Annotated in this window: 16 protein-coding genes; 9 read left to right on the forward strand and 7 right to left on the reverse strand. The window is 46.0% G+C overall.

Features of this window, described 5'->3' with window-relative positions:
• Window positions 1-85: 85 nt before the first annotated feature.
• The 3 genes from AC6RNO_RS16310 to AC6RNO_RS16320 all read right to left on the reverse strand — a co-directional run bounded on the left by AC6RNO_RS16310 (window position 86) and on the right by AC6RNO_RS16320 (window position 1,865).
• The gene (locus tag AC6RNO_RS16310; RefSeq protein WP_497106055.1) at window positions 86-313 is read right to left on the reverse strand and encodes a hypothetical protein; all 228 of its coding nucleotides are present in this window, start codon (window positions 311-313) and stop codon (window positions 86-88) included.
• 312 nt (window positions 314-625) lie between these two features.
• Window positions 626-1,168: a hypothetical protein gene (locus AC6RNO_RS16315; protein WP_497106056.1), complete on the reverse strand. Its 543-nt coding sequence runs from the start codon at window positions 1,166-1,168 to the stop codon at window positions 626-628.
• Window positions 1,169-1,364: 196 nt separating this feature from the next.
• Window positions 1,365-1,865 carry a GNAT family N-acetyltransferase gene (locus AC6RNO_RS16320; RefSeq protein ID WP_497106057.1) on the reverse strand — a complete coding sequence of 167 codons (501 nt, stop codon included), beginning with the start codon at window positions 1,863-1,865 and terminating at the stop codon, window positions 1,365-1,367.
• A gap of 302 nt (window positions 1,866-2,167) precedes the next feature.
• On the opposite strand from AC6RNO_RS16320, the gene AC6RNO_RS16325 reads away from it, so the two are divergent.
• Complete coding sequence (locus AC6RNO_RS16325; protein ID WP_497106058.1) at window positions 2,168-2,404, forward strand: hypothetical protein; 237 nt, start codon at window positions 2,168-2,170, stop codon at window positions 2,402-2,404.
• A 142-nt stretch (window positions 2,405-2,546) separates the two neighbouring features.
• Here the strand turns inward: AC6RNO_RS16325 and AC6RNO_RS16330 are convergent, their stop codons facing one another.
• Window positions 2,547-2,978 carry a DUF6843 domain-containing protein gene (locus AC6RNO_RS16330; RefSeq protein WP_497106059.1) on the reverse strand — a complete coding sequence of 144 codons (432 nt, stop codon included), beginning with the start codon at window positions 2,976-2,978 and terminating at the stop codon, window positions 2,547-2,549.
• Between the two features lie 488 nt (window positions 2,979-3,466).
• Here AC6RNO_RS16330 and AC6RNO_RS16335 point away from each other — a divergent pair, with 488 nt between their 5' ends.
• Complete coding sequence (locus tag AC6RNO_RS16335; RefSeq protein WP_497106060.1) at window positions 3,467-4,204, forward strand: NERD domain-containing protein; 738 nt, start codon at window positions 3,467-3,469, stop codon at window positions 4,202-4,204.
• A 213-nt stretch (window positions 4,205-4,417) separates the two neighbouring features.
• Here AC6RNO_RS16335 and AC6RNO_RS16340 read toward each other — a convergent pair whose 3' ends face one another.
• Both AC6RNO_RS16340 and AC6RNO_RS16345 read right to left on the reverse strand, forming a co-directional pair.
• Window positions 4,418-4,840 carry a hypothetical protein gene (locus tag AC6RNO_RS16340; protein WP_497106061.1) on the reverse strand — a complete coding sequence of 141 codons (423 nt, stop codon included), beginning with the start codon at window positions 4,838-4,840 and terminating at the stop codon, window positions 4,418-4,420.
• 55 nt (window positions 4,841-4,895) lie between these two features.
• The gene (locus AC6RNO_RS16345; protein ID WP_497106062.1) at window positions 4,896-5,300 is read right to left on the reverse strand and encodes a hypothetical protein; all 405 of its coding nucleotides are present in this window, start codon (window positions 5,298-5,300) and stop codon (window positions 4,896-4,898) included.
• 209 nt (window positions 5,301-5,509) lie between these two features.
• On the opposite strand from AC6RNO_RS16345, the gene AC6RNO_RS16350 reads away from it, so the two are divergent.
• Window positions 5,510-9,238, forward strand: coding sequence for an SEC-C metal-binding domain-containing protein (locus AC6RNO_RS16350; RefSeq protein ID WP_497106063.1), 3,729 nt, complete (start codon window positions 5,510-5,512; stop codon window positions 9,236-9,238).
• Window positions 9,239-9,949: 711 nt separating this feature from the next.
• Here AC6RNO_RS16350 and rlmD read toward each other — a convergent pair.
• Window positions 9,950-11,515 (reverse strand): 23S rRNA (uracil(1939)-C(5))-methyltransferase RlmD, encoded by a 1,566-nt coding sequence (gene rlmD, locus AC6RNO_RS16355; RefSeq protein WP_497106064.1) that lies wholly within the window; start codon window positions 11,513-11,515, stop codon window positions 9,950-9,952.
• Between the two features lie 303 nt (window positions 11,516-11,818).
• Between rlmD and AC6RNO_RS16360 the strand changes: the two genes are divergently transcribed.
• From AC6RNO_RS16360 to AC6RNO_RS16385, 6 genes are all read left to right on the forward strand, one after another.
• Entirely contained in the window at window positions 11,819-12,754 is a 936-nt protein-coding gene (locus AC6RNO_RS16360; RefSeq protein ID WP_488438395.1) for a carbohydrate ABC transporter permease, read from the forward strand.
• Between the two features lie 33 nt (window positions 12,755-12,787).
• Window positions 12,788-13,627, forward strand: coding sequence for a carbohydrate ABC transporter permease (locus AC6RNO_RS16365; protein ID WP_474686007.1), 840 nt, complete (start codon window positions 12,788-12,790; stop codon window positions 13,625-13,627).
• 108 nt (window positions 13,628-13,735) lie between these two features.
• The gene (locus AC6RNO_RS16370) at window positions 13,736-15,124 is read left to right on the forward strand and encodes an extracellular solute-binding protein (protein ID WP_497106065.1); all 1,389 of its coding nucleotides are present in this window, start codon (window positions 13,736-13,738) and stop codon (window positions 15,122-15,124) included.
• A gap of 77 nt (window positions 15,125-15,201) precedes the next feature.
• Window positions 15,202-17,043 (forward strand): histidine kinase, encoded by a 1,842-nt coding sequence (locus tag AC6RNO_RS16375; RefSeq protein WP_497106066.1) that lies wholly within the window; start codon window positions 15,202-15,204, stop codon window positions 17,041-17,043.
• Entirely contained in the window at window positions 17,021-18,628 is a 1,608-nt protein-coding gene (locus AC6RNO_RS16380; RefSeq protein WP_497106067.1) for a helix-turn-helix domain-containing protein, read from the forward strand. The genes AC6RNO_RS16375 and AC6RNO_RS16380 overlap by 23 nt, the downstream gene beginning before the upstream one ends.
• A gap of 31 nt (window positions 18,629-18,659) precedes the next feature.
• Complete coding sequence (locus AC6RNO_RS16385; RefSeq protein ID WP_497106068.1) at window positions 18,660-20,525, forward strand: hypothetical protein; 1,866 nt, start codon at window positions 18,660-18,662, stop codon at window positions 20,523-20,525.
• Window positions 20,526-20,582 lie beyond the last annotated feature (57 nt).

Below are 20,582 nucleotides of genomic sequence, written 5' to 3' on the forward strand. Positions count from 1 at the left end.
CCCTACAGTAGAGCCCTGAAAAGAACCTTCGAATCAATGAATATTCTCTTTTATCAAACATATTACAAACTTCTGAATGCAAGGTCTAAAGCAAGTCAGATCTTACACTACGAACAACCTCAATTATGTGGTTAACCTTTTCTGTTGATTGAGTAACTTCAATCATGTGTCCTGCTTCGTTAGTCATGAATTTTCGTTTCACCTTATATTGTACCCCTTCAAACATAATAAGCTTTCCTGCTTCCAAATTCTCGTTTGACTGAACTTTTATAAAATTCTTTTGCTTGGGAAGTTTTAGATTATAGCCTATCAATTAGGGACTTCCTTTCATTCTAAATCTACAAAGGGCATTCCTTAATCAAATCCATGTTTATCTACATTTTCCCTTGTTTTTATCCAAGATATTATTCTAAAAGTACCAAAAAGAGCAACAAATAGTAGGATTATCATCATTACAATCCATATACCTAGACGATTTATGTCATTCAAAGTAGAAGCATTAATAAGTACAAATACACTAGTCACGACAAAGGCAATATACATACATATGTTAGGTATCATCCAAGCTCTTCTTAACTTAATTCTTCATTTGCTTGAATCCCTTCCTATCCATAAAATTGTTCTTCTATCTGTATTCTAAAACAGTATCATCCCAAACTTGTGCTTCTATATATCTTTCAGGTGCCAATTTACCATCATTATTCCAATCTTGAGGCAAACCATAAGTTTCAATCAATTCTGGAAGTTCCTCTAATGTGTATACTTGTCCTCTATAGGGTTTACCATCTTGAAAACGCATGGCTGGAAATGAATCACCGTAAGTGAAACTGATTGATTTCGAATTGAGCAAAGTTAGCGGTATTTGAATTAAACTGCCTTCTATATACCATTCCTTTAACCAAGCGCATAAGCCTAGTGTCATGTAATAGGGAAACTTAGTTCTAGGTTCGCCACCCTTTTGAATAAACAACTGTCTAATCTTGCTCTCCAACTCAAAGCGTACTTCAATATAATTATCTGCTCTTTTACTTGCGAATGTATTATTTTTTTGACGTATTCCGTTAAGAACTTTCTCTGCTTCGCAAACTGATAAACTTAATAAGCTCTTGAATGCCCCTTGGGATTTCTCAAAATAGTGAAAAAGATATTGAGGTACTGAATTGGTCATCAGTTCATTTACCTACCCCTTCATTAAAATCGTGCTTTCATTGAAAACAGCCGAAGGCTAGTTCCTTGACTATTGTTATCCGTTAGTTGAGCGGTTTAACGATTAAAAAAACAATGGATTGGCTCCAACGAATCGTTTGATAGTGACTGCCAATAGATGCGAACACTGTTTCTTACTCGATGTTAATTAAATTCAACTAGGATACCGTAAATTTCATACCTATCGTTTGTATTACATTTCCGTCAATCTCAATAAAGCCTTCCTCTACAGCGACAAGAATATCTAGTGATGACATCAGCTTTGCCCAGAATTTAACGGCTTTTGCATTCGATTTGAACATCCCCACATCGTACCGACCCGAATAAAGGTTAAATATTTGCATGACAGCATCTTTGGCAATATTCGTGCCTCTATATTTGGGCAATACAAATAATTCCTGTACCGAATAGTCCACTTCTTCTGCAACATAAGGAGGGGAAGTAATCAGGATAAACCCGACGATTTTTTCATTAATCTTAATGAAGTAAGGATGCAGTCGTTCATCCCTATAATATGGCGAGATATCTTCCATTTCGAATGTACCTTCTGTTCCGATATCCTCATGTGAGTAAGCTGACAGCTCATAGAGATAATAATTAAATAAGTTTACAAATTGTTCTTTGCTAGCATCTGTTATTTGTTGAATTTTCGTCGTCATCGTACATCCCCCAAAATAAACTCCTCATTATATACTTATCTCCCGTTACTTCAATAAAATCATTCTTTCAATTTTCAAAATCACTAATAACCCACATATGACCACATCCTCAGTATATATTCCCGGCTTCAAATTATCCATAAAATTCCTAGAAGAAAACTTAATTCACGAAACAACTTGCCATCCCCTCCCATCAGAGTTAACATACACACACTCGAAGAAGGGAAGGGGAGAGGCACATAGAAGATTGGCCGGAATGGGTTGTTAAGGGGTTACGCCAGAGGTTTGATGATGTATCGCTCATGGTGGAGCAGCAGGAGCACATTGTTCCATTAATCAAGAAATCATCGAAATTGCTTTCGAATTTGAAAAGCCAAGTGGATGAATCTGCTCTGGTGATTGTGCTGGAATGGGAGGAGGCTGTTCAATATCAGCAATCAACTGAAAAGGAATGGCTGCATGTAAGAGGGGTTAAGGATGGCATGGGGATGATGAAGGAAATAAATCTTTATCTGAGCAAGAATCGATTGGAATTCTAACAAGCAAACAGCATGGAATCGACCCATGCCATCTGTCGCTATTGGTTACTTGAGACTGTAGGCTACTTGTAAGATTTGTAAACTCTCTTTGCTGTTAAAACAACTTAACTTCTTCAAATTTTATGCTTGGTAGCTTGGCCCCTCATTTTAGTTTTTCAGCTTCAATCTCCCATTGTTCTTTGCTTCCTAGAAAAAATCTAAACACAGTTGGGGAGTCTTCTCTTCGGCCGTCTGCGTAACCTATACTATAGCTACTCGTGCCTATTGAATGAATAGACTCCTCATAACGACCAGTTTCCGTAAGATTGCCGTCGCTGTCAAGATAGAAAACCTGCATGTCTCCTGATTTCATCGGGGAAGATGTTTTTAGTTTTCCGCTAGACGGAACATGGTACACGTAAGTTCGGTTTTCTTTCTCAAGTGCCGGAAAATCCACTTGGTCAAACGTTACCTCAATCCAGCCAGTATAGCCCTCTGGAACAATATATTTGTGATGTTCAGGTGACACAGTATACATCCAGATTGCACCTAACAAAGCGACAAAAATGATGGGAAGAGTAAGTGATGTTTTCATTTTCTTCACTTTCTATCTTAGTTAATTTTATGTCTACCTTATTAAACGAGAAGAATGGAAATAAGTCGCAGTATTTATTCTACTCATTCGTATAGTTGACTGATATTTGTTGCAAGTGATCCATCCATTTTAGCTCCTGTCAATTCATAAATTCTATCCTGTTCCAAGTCATTAAATACTATATCTCTTTATAATATCCATTATTTTTTCTGACATTTGTTAAGTAGGTTTCTGATCAAGCTTTTCTTTAGTAGCAATCAACAAATCCTGTAGTCCAATACCTTTATACATAAACATCCTTATGAAGTTGTTTTATTTAAATAAGCCCGCCCAATCGGGTGGTTCACCTTTATCAACTTTTTCCTTCCATTGTGCTCCTCCATAAAGAAATTGAAAATTAACTTTCTACAAATTTTACCATCATACGCTATATTTTCACAATGATCGTGCTATAATTTTCTTACTACTTATTAAGGAGAATAGGAACTATGATCTATGTTTGGATTGCTGTTATGATCGTCCTTATTATCATTTTAAAATCACCGGTAGTAAAAGGTAAAATAGGTGAAAAATCAGTCTCCTATCAATTAAACAAACTTGATACAGACAAATACATTATTCTAAATGATATAACCATTCCAACAAGCTCTGGTAAAACTACTCAAATCGACCATATCGTTGTTTCGACATATGGCATATTTGTTATCGAAACGAAGAACTATCGTGGATGGATCATGGGCGATGAAAAAAGTGAATATTGGACACAAGTTATATATAAACGTAAAGAAAAATTGTATAATCCAATACGCCAAAACTACAGTCATGTGATGGCGCTCAAAGGACTACTCCCTGAACATTCAGCACCCCCATTTATACCCATCGTATGTTTTAGCTTTCGAGCTGACCTTAAGGTAAATGTTAATTCAGAAGTGATTTATACTTCTAGATTGGTGAAAACAATCAAAAAATACAATCAAGAAGCTATACCTGCTTCTGATGTGAAACTAATTGCAGATACAATTACTGGAGCAAATATCGCAGATAAAGCTGTGAAGAAGCAGCATGTAAAATTGATTAAGCAAGAGATTGCCAATAAAAACAATAAGATTTCCAATGATGTATGTCCTAAATGTGGTGGGAGCCTTGTACTTCGTAGCGGAAAGTTTGGGCAATTTAAAGGATGCGGTAATTATCCAAAATGCAGATTTGTATTTAACATGAAGTAATCGAACTTGAGGTGGCTTTGAATAATTCCAAAAACTTCTCATCCATTTCTTTACGTAATCGTTTATGTTTTTCATCACTTGTGGTTGATTATACTCTCTGAGCGGTTATTTGTGTTGTTAGCGATACAGCGGCGGATAAAAAGAAGCCCCAAGAGAGTTGTTTGCTCGCTTGAGGTGAGGAAGGAATAGTATGGATTGTATTAAACTTATCTATCAATGATGCATCCAGATAATGACTATCAATATGCATAACATTCCTGCAATAATTAATGGCGGGATTAAAGCAATTTTGCCGAGCCATCTCTCTTGTAATTTTATCATGCTGAAAAAATAAATTACTGCTACAACACCACCAATATAGTTGGGGAATGGGGGGAACAGAACTCCTACTATAATATGTAGCGCTCCAGAAACTATCTTATTGTTTGACTTAAATAAATTTAAGATCCAATCAACTAATAGGGATGAAATAATACCATAAGAATAAATAATGAGAGAAGAAGCAATAAAAGACGTAACCATAGCTACAAAAGAATTCATTAATGAAAAAGTGTTGAAGTAGAGATAAATCCCCGCAACTATCACAAATATAGTAGCAGTAGCAGATGCCCCCGCTAATTTCCTTTTCAAATACAAGAGGTTCAACACCCTTTCTATCGTTTAGTAAATGAAGAGGGGAAAATTCCCCTCTTTACCATCCCACCATACCTGAAACATCGTATAAATCTAAAATTCCCGGATTAACATTTGTTCCCGGAATAGTCCAGGTTGATGGCATATACTGGGACAATAAGAAAAAATTTCCATCGTTTATTGATCCATACGCTTCATACGCAGGAAATTTGTTATGACTTCCTGATATACTCATACTTGAATCATTAATAGTAATTGTAGCATTATAGTCAATTTTGGGGGTAGCCCATTTTGCATATCCATAAGTTATGGGATCTGCTACGTTGGCTGAGGCATTTACGACAGTTGAGCTTCCATCCTTACCTGCTCTTGCACTCTGGAAGTTAAACGCAGTGAACCGTTCATAAGTAGGACGAAAAATCTGGTGATGGGAAGTGGGGAAGCTTGTTATAAGGTACTGCATAGATATGTTGTCCCTCTATAGTTGGGACATAGAAGGGATGTAAGGGAATTCGACAATTTTTCCCAACTTTATGGTATGATTATGGTTAGGAAATAGGTGTCAATGCTTGCGTACATTCATGGATTTTGAATTATCCAACCTTGGATGAAATTCGGCAGCGGTGATTCCGGAAATTATCAAACCTGACTGGGTGGCAGGAGGTACTAACGATGAAAATCGGTCGCAACGATCCTTGTCTTTGTGGAAGCGGGAAGAAGTACAAAAAGTGCTGTATTGATAAGCCCATACGAAACGTCTCAAATACAAATACAGTTCCAATTGAGAATTGTGTTTCTGACTTCGAATATATTGAGGCTAATTCTAAGGAACTTGAGAAAATCATATCCCAGTATGCCATAGATGATGTCGCAAGAGCTGTTTTTTGTATCAACTCTTGGGCCGATAATCGATCGGCATTGGCGCAAGCATTAACACTTAACCAATCATTAAGTAACACTAAAGAGTTCGGTAATCGAAATATTAAGCAGTATTCCGAGTTTAAAGCGTTTTTTGATGCAGTTGCTATTTATTTGCCGATTACATATAGAGAAGATTTGACATTAAATGACTTTGGCGAAGTTAAAATTAATGTTGATGGCGAAACGTTTCCAGTAATCCTTGGCACTGGTCACGAACATGTATATGCTGCAATGAATTTTCTACCTGAATTAGCAAGAGTCATTGAAATGACAGATGACCTTAAAAGCATATTGCATTATAACCGTAGAATTATAAATACACTTACTGTTAGCAACATTTCTTCTTCTGATGAAAATTATGATATCGTGTTTGAAATGCCTTCAGAACAGTTTTGGCTAGCAGTGAATTCCCTATTTTATTCGAAAGAGTTTATAGAACTTTCCAAGCAAGTGTTTCAAATAATGGGATATCAAAAATGTCCAATTGAAATACGCCATTTCTTCGTGTATAAGGAAGATTGCTATCCGCTTTATAATGCATCAATATTGGTCGATTTCTACAAAAAGCTTCTTTCCTTGGCAACAGTAGAAGAATACCATCGCCATATCAGCTTAACATTGGGGAAGTTGATAGAAAACACTTTCAATTTTTCAAATAATGATCGCTCGCGAGTTCTCGTTGCACCTAGAGTTTTTAATAAAAGCACTGGGAAGCCCTATACGAACAATCGTCTAGCATTTATGACTGTCAGCGAGGGTAGAGTGTTAGTTGCAATAAATAAAGGTGATTTTGATAATCTCGAGAGCATTGACGCTGAAATCAATGTATTTAATTTATTGCATGAAAGAAATCAACTGCGACTTTGCGAAACGTATTACAGGAAAGAACTGCACGGGGGATATGCATTTGATGTTTTGGCCGAAATGTCGGTTCATTTCTTGCTGATTGAACCCTTCACCGATATTACCGCTCATGGAGCATTTTTAGGTGAAGCCGGAGAGCGTTTTTCATGTTTTGCCCTTGATTTGATTTATATGCTGGGATTTATGGAAGATTTTAATGAACTGTTAGATTTTATAGAATATGACAGAACAGAAAAAGCGCAAATAATGGCCATAGGCGGAAAGAGTAATCTATTTTTTACGTGGAAAAAGGCGCATTACCATATTGCATCAGGTGCATTTGAATATAATCTAATTTCTGTTTCATATGGAAGTGCAGATGATTATGTATTTGAATACTTTACAAAGAATCTGACTAATTATCCGTTCAATTTACAATCCAAAATGTTTGCTGACCCACTTAGTTGGAAAGTCAAGGAGGGTGATTGGGGATACTCACATTTTGAACATAAAGGCTGTCTAGGTTTTGGCGGCGAGGGTAAGATAATTGAACCCATAACATTTATTTTTCTCGCACATAATGTTGAGTTCTTTATAAAAGAAGATTTCGCACCGAATAATCATACTGCGCTCAGAACGATTGATGAGTTAAATCAACGCCTTTTTAACAGATATGGGGAAACACTTGCTGCATTCCCAGTTCTATATGGCAAAGTACTGCAAGTTATGTTTATGCCTATGCATTACGCACAAGATGTTGACCATTCTGGATTTACTTTAAACAGGAACAAGAAATATGTTTATAGTGATATTTATGTTGATACAGATACAATAATTATTCGTTATGCTGTAAATTTAGATGAACTGCTGTCCGCTATGATGAATGCTAGTGATAAAAGTATAGAATCTGTATATTTTTTGGAGCTAGTGGATCCTTTAAAAAAACTTAATCAGTCTTTTTTTGCAGAGTTGGAATCGGCTGTTAATAATGATTCATCACTAAAAAAAGAAGTTGGCGTTTTTACTATCGAACAAGATTACTATTACTCCGATATGGCACCTAGTGTTCAAATGGAAGCACAGAACTTTGTGAAAGCAAGGAAAGAAATTGCAAGAGTTTGTTTTGCGGTAGGGGCAGAGCCTGGGGAGTATCGTGGAAAAGCAGCAACTAGTGTTATTAGAAAAATGCAAACAGCCATTGTAAGAGTTTTTGAAGATCAAATCTCACAATACAACAAAGAACATTTACACAAAAAAGCTTTGAACTATTACACCACTCGATTGCACGGAATAATTATTAATCTCAAGCGGTATTCAAGCTTTAATGATTTGGATCCTGTTGTTCAACAAGAATTCGAGGAGAAAACAAGGAACATTCGAGAAGAGTACAGACGCAATTTAAGAACGGCACAGTATCTTTTAGAAAGTAATCTCGCGGTTCAACATCGAGATAACATTTCTGAATGTAAAAATGATGAATTTGAAAATCTTTTGGCTTTTGCTGACTGGCTTGTTGTGCTACAAGACAATGCCGATACATGCTACTTTACAGACTTGGATTTATTGATTCAAATTGATAATGAATACAAAGTTGATAATATTTTTTCTGAGTTTAGCGAACTACAGTATGAGAAAATGATTCTGCGCAAGTACGGGCAAATAGATTACACAATTAAAAATGATGAAACAGATAAAGAATATCTGATCCAATGCACAAGTGCTTTTTTAGTAGATACCGGAATAGAACTGGGTACATTGATATCTTTACTCGAATACTTACAATTAGAAGTTGTAGAAAAGCCCTTTGTTGAGGAAATTTATCCAAATGTATTTGAAGCCCCAATTGATGACTTGATTAATGATTTTCTCAAGTTTTTTGTAGAGCCTAAAGGTGTTGATCAGGAAAAAGCTAGAAATGCCCTACATTTTATAACACTGGATTGTAATAAATTAAAATTCCTGAATGGCACAACTCACGATATTTTACCATTTTGGGACCGGGAAAAACGTGACAACAGATATGATGTTAAACCTGTAGTAATGCAAGATGGTAAATATATATTTTCACCCGTCGTTATTAAACAATTAGCTACATCTTGGAAAAGTGGCTTTTTAGAGTGGTATCTACCATTTGAAGTAGGAATGGAAAATGTGAAAACAGTACTCGCAAAATGGAAGAAGAGATATGAAGATGAGATGGTACAAGATATAGCTAGTGCATTTATAGAAGCGGGATTCTATCCTGTTCTTCCGGAGTTCGAGCTGGCATCGAGATATCCCCAGAGTGGCTTTCCAGATAGCCTAGGTGACTACGATGTTGTCGCTGTCAATAAACTGAAAAAAGAAATATGGCTAATTGAAAGCAAAGTTCTTCAAAAAGTAGGGTCTATCTACGAGGATCAAATGCAACAAAAGAGCTTTTTCTATCAACATAAAGATGATGAGAAATTTCAGAGAAGGATTGACTATATAAGGAATAACCTTGGCAAAGTTACATCTATTTTAGAATTAGAAGCTATGGACTATACGGTTATCCCTTACATGGTGACTAACAAACTATTTACCTCTAGATATAAGAAACTTGATTTTTCCATCATATCGTATCATGAATTATTACGAAAAATTAAGGATTACTAGAAATAAGAGTGACGATTTAATTATAATTAAGACCTCAGACATTCACTGTAGCGAGGAGGCTTAATTTACCCCTACTTTCTGAAACAAAAATGGAATTGAGTTTAAACACAAGAACCTTGATTGGTTTTTCGCCTTTCAAGGTCTTTTTTGTTGCGGTATCGGTAACAATGCAAATTAGCGCTCAGAGTATAATATACACTTCCCCACATGATACACACATCAACAAAACCGAGAGCACCACGCCCAATGTCATTAAGTTAAGCGCGGGGCTTAAAATCAAGTAAACTGGTATCAATGTCGTCTTCCGGAACATAAAAAGAAACTCAACCAAAGCATGAAGAGTTTCTCTTGTTAAGTCTCGTATAATTAAAAGAATATCTTTACAAAGACCCCCCCTCCCGGCCAGGCCTCCCCCGTAGCCTTACATTTTCCATCATTTGTCATAATGTAGTGATACACAATATTCCACATGCCTTGTGCGTAAAAGGGATATATGTTCCTGCACTCAACTCCACTCACATTTTTTGAATGCAGGAACATATTTACTTTTGATCGCAAACCCTTGTACATCAATGATTCTCATCGCGATATATTACTACCACGCACTCCACATGCCTTGTGCGTAAAAGGGATATATGTTCCCGCACTCAACTTCACTCACATTTTTTGAATGCGGGAACATATTTACTTTTGATCGCAAACTCTTGTACATCAATGCTTCTCATCGCGATATATCCTTACCACGCACTCCACATGCGCCGTCTGCGGGAACATGTCGACGGGCTGAACCCACTCGAGGCGGTAGCCACCCTCGAGGAGGGTCCTGCAATCCTTCGCCAGAGTCGAAGGATTGCAGGACACGTACACGAGCCGCGTCGGCTTCGCGGCTAGCAGCGCGCCGAGCAGCTGCGCATCGCAGCCGGTCCGGGGCGGATCCACCACGACGACGTCGGGGTGGAGGCCTTCCCGGACCCACTGCGGCAGCAGCTGCTCGGCGCGCCCGGCGTAGAAGCGGGCGTTGCCGAGCCCGCTGGTTTGCGCGTTGCGGCGCGCGTCCCGGACGGCATCTTCGACGAGCTCGATGCCGCGCACTTCCGCCGCCTGCGGCGCCAGCCACAAGCCTATGGTGCCGGTGCCGCAATAGGCGTCTACGACCAGCTCGCGGCCGGTCAGGGCCGCAGCTTCCTTCACCACGTCGTACAGCTTCACCGTCTGCGACGGGTTCAGCTGGAAAAACGCGCGCGGTGAGAGCGCAAAGCTCAGCTCGCCGAGGCCCTCGCCGAGATGCTCGTCGCCCCACAAAATGAACGTCTCCACTCCGAAAATATGCGAGCTCCGGCCGGGGTTCACATTTTGGGCGATTGTATATACTTCAGAAAGCCGCTCGCGGATACGGCGCACCAGCTGCTCCCGCTCCGGCAGCTCTTTGACTGCCGTTATGAGCGTCACCTGCACCTTCTGCGATTGCAGCCCGACCCGGGCGACAATCGTGCGCAGCACGCCGGTGCGCTTTCTTTCGTCGTAGACGGGGATGTTCAGCTCGGCGGCAATCCGGCTGACCATCTCTACGACGCGATTGATAACCGGGTGCTGAATCGGACAGCCGGTTATGTCCACGAGACGGTGCGAGCCCGCCGCGTACAGTCCGGTAACGAGCCGGCCGTTCTGGCGGCCGACCTGCAGCTGCGCTTTGTTGCGGTACCCCCAGGGCTCGTCCATGCCGAGAATGGGGCGCAGCGGAAGCGAGCCGATGCCGGTGTACCGCTCGAAAGCTTCGCGGATCATCTCCTCTTTGGCGCGCAGCTGGCCTTCATAGCTCAAATGCTGGAGCTGGCAGCCGCCGCATTCCTCATAGACCGGGCAGGGCGGGGCGATGCGCTCGGGCGAGCGTTTTTCCAGCTCCTGCAGGGAAGCTTGAATAAAGCCGGGCTCGACTCTCACGACCTTCGCTTTGACGACCTCATCCGGCAGCGCTCCCGGTACGAAAACCGCTTTGCGCTTAAAGTAGCCGACCCCTTCGCCATTGATCCCGATCCGCTTGATCGTCACGACGAGTAAGTCGCCGATCTGCACATCCTGCGCCGAGGTACGGCTGCTCACATCCACAGCCGGACTTTTACCGCTCCTGAGCGTGACATTTCCGTTTTTTTTGCCGTTAACGCGGCTTGCGTCCGGGCCTGAGTTTGACCCGCGACCCGGTTCCGGCCTTGCTCCCGTACGGCTATCCGGCTTGCCGGACTTGGGCCCGCGCGGTTCGTTTCCTTTATATGTCTTCACGATCTGTTCTCGCCTCGCGTTACAGTAAGTTTTCATTCAATATATCACGTTCGGACCGGGAAAAAAACATCCCGCCCCCGCGGATACTTGTCAAGCCCAAGACCCGCAGGAAATTGTTTACAAGCAGGGAGGGGAATGTTGCACGTTGCGGAGCTGCAAGGCGGTCGGTCAGCCCCCGCGGGTACGAACTGGAGCAACGAACATGTCAAAAAAGTATCGCTTTTGATCAAAATACCGTCATTGCGGGCGCATTTTTTTTCTTATAATGAGAGCAACTCCTTAACTAGACGAGGTGAAAGAAAAATGGAACAACAAGCTGCAACACTGCCTGTACAGTCTTCTTCTCGCAAACGGAGGCGCTCGCTGGCGAAAGGGGAAACGCTCGCCGGATTTTTATTCGTAAGTCCGATGCTTTTGGGCGTGACGGTACTGGTGCTGCTGCCCATCATTGCGACGCTGATTCTGAGCTTTGCCGATTGGAACTTTGTGGCCGGCTGGAACGGCATCAAATGGACGGGGTTTGCCAATTTTGACAAGCTGTTTCACGACTCGATGTTTCTCAGGTCCGTGCGGAACAACGTCTTATTTTTGCTGTCCGTTCCCGCGTACTTGATCATTTCATTAATACTTGCGATTGTGATCGATCGTCACGTCTACCTGAAAAGCTACTTTAAAATAGCGTATTTCATGCCTTACGTTTCCAGTATCGTAGCGGTGGCTACCGTCTGGCAGGTGCTTTTTCAGCCTTCTTACGGGCCGATCAACGAGTTTTTGAAAGCGATGGGAATCAGCGAACCGCCCAAATGGATTGCGGACCCGAACTTTGCGCTTATTTCGATCATGATGATTTACGTTTGGGTTTCCATCGGGTTTAATATGATTATTTACATTGCAGGCTTGCAGTCGATTCCGAAAGATTTGTACGAGGCTGCCGATATCGACGGAGCGAGCGGGTGGACCCAATTTGTCAAAATTACGCTCCCGATGCTGTCTCCGACATCGTTTTTCCTGCTGGTGACGGGTATTATTTCGACCTTCAAGGTGTTCGATATCATTGCGGTTATGACGCAGGGCGGGCCTATCGGCTCCACGTCCCTCATCGTATGGTATTTGTACGATACGGCGTTCGTTAATCTGAAAATCGGGTATGCCTCATCCATGGCGACGATGCTGCTCGCGTTCGTTTTGCTGATTACGGTAGCGCAGTGGATCGGACAAAAGAAATGGGTCAACTACTAATGGATTCGCATTCGCTCTGGAAGGAGAACCGCCATGAATCAACTTGTGCTTTACCGCTTCCGCAAATCGCTGATTACGCTGATTATGTTCGCGGGGAGCGTCCTGTTCCTGCTGCCGTTTTTTTGGATGATCGTCACGTCGTTTAAGCTGGAATCGGAAGTGTTTACATACCCGATCCAGTGGATTCCCCACGAGTGGCGCGCTATCGAAAATTATAAGGAAGTATGGCTCGGCAAAATTCCTTTTTACTTATACTACTGGAATTCGATCAAAGTCAGCGTGATAACGACGTTCATCTCCTGCGCCGTATCCGCTCTGGCGGCCTACGGGTTTTCCAAAGTACAATTTAAAGCGGGCAAGTGGCTGTTCCTGATCGTGCTGATGACGTATATGATTCCGACGCAAGCGGTGCTGGTGCCGCAGTTTATTTTGTACCGTGCGATCGGCCTCTTTGACAGCCATGCCGGCTTGATCGCGCTGGGCAGTTTCAGCGTACTCGGCACGTTCATGCTGCGGCAGTTTTTTATGGGCTTGCATAACGACTATATTGAATCGGCGAAAATAGACGGAGCCGGACACTTTACCATTTTTTATGCGATCGCTTTGCCGCTTGTCAAGCCTGCTGTCGCGACTTACGCCATTTTGCGGTTCATATGGACGTGGAACGATTACCAAAATCCGCTCATTTTTTTGCGCAGCGACAAGCTGTTCACGCTTCAACTCGCCATGGCCAAGTTTACTTCGCTGAGCGGGGAGTTTTATTCCCTGATTATGGCGGGGACCGTTTCCGCGATATTTCCGCTCATTCTTATATTTATCATCGGCCAAAAGAGCGTGATCGAAGGCATTGCCGTCGGCGGGGTAAAAGGCTAAAGAAGTCAAAATATTTTGGAAAAAGTAAATTTACGATCATGAGAACCGGGTTGCGACCTTATATAATTTGGATTGTAAAAAGAGCAATCAACTTCGAGGAGGGTTTCTATGAAAAAGAATTTGTGGACCGGGCTTGTCGCATCGGGTCTTGTGTTAAGCCTTGTGGCCGGGTGCAGCAGCTCGAATGGCGGCGGCACGGCTTCGCCTGCGGCGGGAACGGCGCAATCGGCTGCGAAAGCGGGAGATTCGGTCAATCTGCGGATGTTCGTGTTCGGCACGGAAGCCGCTTACAACTGGAAAAAGACGCTGGCCGCTTACGAAGAGAAAAACCCGGGCACGAAAATAGAGCTTGTACCGCTGAGCGAAAAAGGCGACACCCAGGAATCGATGAAAAAACTCGATCTGGCCGCAGCCTCCGGAGAAACGATGGATATTCTCATGTTCAGCGACCCGGCGGGATATGCGCAGCGCGTAGCACTCGGCATGGCGGCGCCGCTTGACGATTACATCGCCAAGGACGGGTTTAAGGAAGAAGAGGAGTACAAAGTGGATACGCATCTAAACGGCAAAGTGTATGCGCTTCCGGGTAAGTTCAATCCATGGTATGTGCTGCTGAACAAAAATCACCTCGATGAGGCCGGCCTGAAGGTTCCGACGGATTGGACCTGGGACGATTTTGCCGACTATGCGAAAAAGCTGACCAAGGGCGAAGGAGCCACCAAACGTTACGGCACTTACTTCCACGGCCCTCAAAACGGCGGCTGGCTGGAATATCTCAAGCTTTATATGGAAAATCAGCCTAAAGATTCGGATATTTTGAAAGCGGACGGCACATCGAATCTGGACAGCCCGAACTTCAAGAAGACGCTGGAACTTCGCGTGAAGATGGAGAAGGAGGACAAATCGGCCGTTCCTTATGCGGACATGATTTCGCAGAAGTTGGCTTACCGGACACAGCTGTTTAACCAGAACGTCAGCATGCTCGTCATCGGAAGCTGGATGAATACGGAAATCGGCGGCACCGAGCAAGTTCCGCTTAATTTCAACATCGCCGTCGCCCCGTTCCCGAAAAATAGCGCAGGCGATCCGAACGGCTACACGCCGGTTACGACGGATTTCGTGTCCGTAGCCGCAAGCTCCAAGCATAAGGAAGAAGCGTACAAGTTCGTACGCTGGTACACGACGGAAGGTCAAATCGTGCAGGGCAAAAACGTTCCGGCCTGGAGCAAAGTGAAGTCGGAAGATCTCAGCAAGCTGATCGATACGATCGTAAGCGGCACGAAAAACCCGGAAAAAGTCGATAAGGCGTCTCTTATCGCCACGCTGTCGGCGTCCAAAGCGTCGCAGCTCGTACCGGCGGCGTCCTACCAGGCGGAAGTGTTCAAAGCGCTGAACGAAGAGTTCGAGAAGCTCATTTTCAACAAGCAGGATATCGATACGACGGTGAAAAACTCCCAGGACCGCACCAATCAGATTATTGCCGCAAACAAAAAATAGTTTGATATAATGATAGTTATACGGGGCGGCCTGAAACTGCCCCTTTTTCTATTTGGCGAGGGGAGGCCTGCTTAGGCATGTGGAACCGCATCCGAGAGCTGTTCACGTTCCGTTCCATGCGTTATAAGCTGATGTTGGCGTCTATATTGTGCATTTTGCTTCCGGCAGCCTGTTCGCTGTATATTTACAATTACTGGACGCAGGACGCCGTGAAGAAGCAGGCGGTATCCAACTCCCAGGAGTCTTTGCAGTTAGTCAACGGATTAGTGACGAATTTGATCAGAAATATGATTTACATCGCCAATTACGTGCAATTGAACACGGAGTTTAACACTTATTTTAAGCTTTTTCCAAATGAAGGCGTTTCTAATACAAGTGAAGATACGTACCTTAGGTTTCGGGAGGCGAATCGCATTCTGGAACAGGTGCAAAATTTGTCGAATTGGACCGACCGTTTTTACGTGACGATTTTGCTTGCCGACGGGACTTATTTTACAAGCTATTCGCTTACGGAGTACAATCCTTTGAATTTCCGCAAAGAAAGCTGGTTTCCCGAGGTCGAGCATCTGCAGGGAATCCAGTCGTACTGGACGGGGCCGACGCCGACCGTCTTCCAGACAGAACAGAAAACAAGCCCGTACCAAATTTCCATGATCCGCACGCTGCGCAAGGATAACCAGCAAGTATTGGGATACGTTATCGTCACAGTGATGGAAAGCCAGCTTCATGACATTTTTAACCGTCTCGCGGGGGGCGAGGAGCTGATGATCGTAGACGGTGCGAATCATATCGTCTCGCATCCGGATTCGGGCCAAATCGGCCAGCCGTTCGCATATTCCGGACTCGGCGAGAACGAGAAGAGCTCGAACATCGTGCCGATCCGGGGGGAGAACTATATCGTCACGGAACAGAAGCTTTCGCCGATGAACTGGCATCTGGTGTCCTTGCAGCCTTACCGGAAGGCGATTGTCAACATAAGCTCGATTTTCACGAAAGTGATGATCTTTCAATCGATATTTTTCTTTATTATATTAATGCTGCTGCTTTATTTGCTGAGCACATTTACGAAGCCGCTGGTGCGGCTGGGGCGCGTGGCCTCCAAAGTGCAGCGGGGTAATCTGACGATCCGCACCGGCATTCGCGGGCAGGATGAAGTCGGCCGGCTCGGCTACTCCTTCGATCAGATGCTGGATAAAATAGGCGAGATGATTGACGAAGTGTCCGAAACGCATTCCCGCAAACGCAAAGCGGAGCTGGCTATGCTGCAGGCGCAAATCAAACCGCACTTTCTGTTCAATGTGCTCAATTCCATTCGCATGAAGGTGATGAGGCGGGGAGACGAGGAAAGCGCGCAAATGATCGGCTCGCTGTCCAAGCTTTTGCGGATGACGGTCAGCCCGGATAAGGATGTCATTGCTTTGCATGAAGAGATTGACCTTATCGGCAGCTATGTTAGTCTTATGAATATGCGCCAAAAAGAGGAGGCGCGGCTGGAGCTGCATTTTGACCTGACGCCGCAAGCTTTTTTGATCGAGGTGCCGCGATTTTTCCTGCAGCCGGTTATCGAGAATGCTCTCATTCACGGGCTGAACCGAAGTGCGGGCACGATTGCGATCGAAGCCCGCGAGGAGCAAGCGGGGCTGATACTGGCCGTAAGAGACGACGGAACCGGGATGAGCCCGGGACAGCTTGCGGCGTTGCGATTAAAAATCGTGTCGGCGGCAGCCGCTTCGTCCGAAGAGAGAGCGGGCGGCGGCTTTTCGGGAATCGGACTGCCCAACGTCTACGAGCGGATGAAGATGACCTTTGGCGACGAATTCCGCCTGGAAGTCATCAGCGAGCCGGGGAAAGGCACGTGCATTGAGATGTTTATTCCATACAGGGAGGCGGCAGGGGATGTACAACGTGATGCTGGTTGACGACGATTACCCTGTGATCGAGCTTCTCTCCGAAGCTATTCATTGGGAAGCGCTCGGCCTTCGTCTGATCGGCGCGCACGATAACGGGCTTCACGCCTGGGAACAGGCGCAGCGGGAGATGCCGGACATCGTCATTACCGATATCGGCATGCCGAAGATGGACGGTCTGGAGCTGATCGGGCTATTGAAGCAGCGCAAAGCGAACGTGCGGGTCGCGATTCTTTCGTGCCACAGCGAGTTTCAGTTCGCCCAGCAGGCGATGCGTATGAACGTTCAGGAATATTTGCTGAAAGACGCCCTGAATCCGGCCGATCTGGAGCGGCTGCTTGCGCAGTTCAAAGACAGCCTCGATCTGGAGAACCGGCTGAGCGGCCAGCAGTCGAGACTGAAACATATCGTTGACGAAACGAAAGAATTGCGCAAGGAACAGTGGCTCAAAAATTTTATTCATCAACCGCTGCTGTCTCCGGGCGAATGGAGAAAAGAAGCGAACGCTTACGGGCTCTTCGAAGAAGGGACTGCCTGCATCGCCGCAATCGGCTTTATCGAAGGCTACCGGCAGGCGAAGCAGCGGTTCCTGTCGGTTCAGACGCTGCGCTTTGCGGTCGGCAATGTGCTGGAGGAAGTGCTGTCGGGCCTGGAACTGCACAGTGTGCATGCCGGCTACGGCGCCAAAGAATCCATTCTGTTGTTCACCTACCGTCCCGATTTGAAAGTCAGCATGTACGAGCAAATCACAACCGGCCTTAGAACGGTGCAGGCCGCGCTCAAAAGAGCGCTCAAGCTGCAGATGAGCTTCGTGCTCGGCGAGAGCTGCCTGCATCCCGCGGAGCTGAAGCAGAGCCTCCGGCTGCTGCTGGAAAGCGATGCCCAGCGGTTTTATTTGGAACCCGGCGCCATTGTCCGCAAGGGTCCCGGTCCGGCCGCCGATCTCAAGCAGGATCTTTTTGCCCATTATGACCGGGCGAATACGGAACTGCGGGAGCTGCTGATCGGCAAAAAATCCGGAGACGTGCAGAGCGCGGTCGAGGGCTGGATCACCGTCATGCGCCAAGGGGGCTACGCGCCCGAAACGGTGAAGGACTGGATGCTGAAGCTGATCCTTGATCTCAAGCTGAAGCTGCAGTCGCTTCAATTTACGCGCTCTTCTTTCTCAGCGGATACGCTTCATAAGGAAATCGTCGACATCGATTCCTTGTCCGAGCTGAAACAGTGGCTGGTCGACCACCTGCAAGCCGTCGTCGCCCTGGCCGGAAAGGGTGCAGGGGGCGGGCTCCGCGCGGAAGTGATGGAAGCGTGCAAATATGTGTCGCTGCATCTGGACAAGCGGATCGGCCTGGAAGAGGTTGCCGAGCATCTGTTCCTGAACCCCAGCTATTTCAGCCGATTGTTCAAAAAGGAAACGGGCGAGAACTTCATCGAATACATTACCCGGATGAAAATGGAGAGAGCCAAGGAACTGCTCGATCAGACCGCTCATCCGGTCGGCAAAATTTGCGAAATGCTCGGCTACGATAACCAGAGCTATTTTATTAAAATTTTTAAAACTCACGCAGGCGTAACGCCGCTGGAATACAGAGGATAAATTGGCGGCGGCGGGCCAAGAGGAGGAAACGATGCTTTTGCAATCGCAGCATATTCAGGACGGTTTGCGGGATCTGGCTCCCGCAGATTCCCGGATTTTGTACCCGGAGGGCGCGGAGTTTTGGCGTAAGGCTAACGCTTCGCCTTACTATGAAGCCCAGGTGGCGGAGATCAGGGCCGAAGGGGCAAGGCTGCTCCGGGAGCCGCTCCGCGAGCCGTCCTACGCCGTATTCGCGCAGTTTGCGCGCAGCGGAAAGCGGCTGGAGTTCGAGCAGGTTTATTTTGAGAAAAGAAGAAGGTTGACCACATTCGCCCTGCTCTCGCTTTTGGAGCCCGGGAATGAGACGTACCGCGAGGCGCTGCACGACGTGATCTGGTCGGTCTGTGGCGAGTATACGTGGTGCCTGCCGGCCCACCTGAAGGGGACGCTGGAGACGGACGGCGAGCTTGCCTTTTCGCTGGATGCGGAGGCGTGGGGGCGCAAGCAGACGCACACGCAGATCGATTTGTTTGCCGCCGAGACGGGCTTCGCTTTGAGCGAGATTTTGAGCATGGCGGGCGAGACGCTGCCGGCGCTGCTGCGCAGCCGCATGCGGGAGGAAATCGTGCATCGCCTGTTCAAGCCTTATTTGGCGCACGGGCCATACCATTGGGAAACGGCGGAGCACAACTGGGCGGCTGTCTGTGCAGGCTCGATCGGCGCTGCGGCGCTGCTTTTGCTGGAACGATCAGGCGACGTGAGCGATATTGTGACCAAAGCGATAGGCAGCATGGAGTGCTATCTGCGTGGCTTCGGGGAAGACGGGGCTTGTCAGGAAGGTCTGGGTTATTGGAATTATGGGTTCGGTTATTTCGTTTATTTTGCGGATCTCCTGAAGAAGCGGACGCAGGGCAAGCTGGACTTGTTCGAGCACGAAAAGGTGCATCGGATCGCGCTTTTTCAGCAAAAATGTTATCTCACGGACGATTTGACCGCGAATTTCTCGGATTCCTTTGAGCATGCCCGGGTACATATCGGGCTTACGCATTATTTGGCGCACACATATCCCGATATGGCTGCGGCTCCCGCAGCGCTTCGGGCCTCATATACCGAGGATCATTGCGCCCGTTTTGCGCCGGCGCTGCGCAATCTTCTGTGGGCAGACCCGAACACTGACGCCGCTATGTGGGAAGCCGCCGATTATTATTTGGACAACGCGCAGTGGCTCGTATCCAGGCACGTTGCCGCAGACGGCCGCTACGGATTTGCCGCCAAGGGCGGGCATAACGACGAGCCTCATAATCATAACGATATCGGGCAGTTCATCGTGGCCTGCGACGGCGAGTCGTTCGTTTCCGACTTGGGAAGCGGCGAATATACGGCGGACTATTTCGGGGCGGAGCGGTACAGCTATGCATGCAACGGGTCGCAGGGGCATTCCGTTCCGATTATAAACGGCCGCTTTCAGGCGGCGGGGAAACAGTTCGCCGCGCAGGTCGTTCGCGTATCCGCTGGGGAGCACGTCTACGAGCTGGAGCTCGACATCGCGCATGCGTACCCTGTTCCGCAGCTGCAGGAGCTCAAGAGACGCTTCGCCTGGCACAAAAACGGGCGGCTTCCGCGCCTCGTTGTCGAGGACGCCTACGTGTTTACCGAAGCGCCGGAGAGCATCGTAGAGCGCGTCGTGACGCGGACGCGGCCTCAGCCGTCGGACGACGGCGGCATCGTCATAGCGGGCGGCGGGGAGAGCCGCCGCAAGCTTTTGATCCGCTATGATCGCGCAGCGGTTACGCCGAACATTGAGAGCCATGTGTACAGCAATCATTTTGGAGTTGAGACCCCTTGGTATACGGTGGATTTTGCCGTCAAGGACCCGGGGCTTATCAATAAAGTTGTTTTGCATTTCGAATTTATTTAAGCGTTTCAACCGGGGCGGAGGGCGCTTTAGGGGCGCTTGCCTCTGCCGGAATTTTTT

It is taken from the genome of Paenibacillus sp. sgz302190, from assembly GCF_059820445.1.

Bases quoted from the DNA above. Each gene is read 5' to 3' on its own strand.
- AC6RNO_RS16380 (WP_497106067.1), top strand. From the start codon at position 17,021: ATGTACAACGTGATGCTGGTTGACGACGATTACCCTGTGATCGAGCTT.
- AC6RNO_RS16335 (WP_497106060.1), top strand. From the start codon at position 3,467: ATGATCTATGTTTGGATTGCTGTTATGATCGTCCTTATTATCATTTTA.
- AC6RNO_RS16350 (WP_497106063.1), top strand. From the start codon at position 5,510: ATGAAAATCGGTCGCAACGATCCTTGTCTTTGTGGAAGCGGGAAGAAG.
- AC6RNO_RS16325 (WP_497106058.1), top strand. From the start codon at position 2,168: ATGGTGGAGCAGCAGGAGCACATTGTTCCATTAATCAAGAAATCATCG.
- AC6RNO_RS16360 (WP_488438395.1), top strand. From the start codon at position 11,819: ATGGAACAACAAGCTGCAACACTGCCTGTACAGTCTTCTTCTCGCAAA.
- AC6RNO_RS16375 (WP_497106066.1), top strand. From the start codon at position 15,202: ATGTGGAACCGCATCCGAGAGCTGTTCACGTTCCGTTCCATGCGTTAT.
- AC6RNO_RS16315 (WP_497106056.1), bottom strand. From the start codon at position 1,168: ATGACCAATTCAGTACCTCAATATCTTTTTCACTATTTTGAGAAATCC.
- AC6RNO_RS16370 (WP_497106065.1), top strand. From the start codon at position 13,736: ATGAAAAAGAATTTGTGGACCGGGCTTGTCGCATCGGGTCTTGTGTTA.
- AC6RNO_RS16330 (WP_497106059.1), bottom strand. From the start codon at position 2,978: ATGAAAACATCACTTACTCTTCCCATCATTTTTGTCGCTTTGTTAGGT.
- AC6RNO_RS16345 (WP_497106062.1), bottom strand. From the start codon at position 5,300: ATGCAGTACCTTATAACAAGCTTCCCCACTTCCCATCACCAGATTTTT.
- AC6RNO_RS16385 (WP_497106068.1), top strand. From the start codon at position 18,660: ATGCTTTTGCAATCGCAGCATATTCAGGACGGTTTGCGGGATCTGGCT.
- AC6RNO_RS16320 (WP_497106057.1), bottom strand. From the start codon at position 1,865: ATGACGACGAAAATTCAACAAATAACAGATGCTAGCAAAGAACAATTT.
- AC6RNO_RS16365 (WP_474686007.1), top strand. From the start codon at position 12,788: ATGAATCAACTTGTGCTTTACCGCTTCCGCAAATCGCTGATTACGCTG.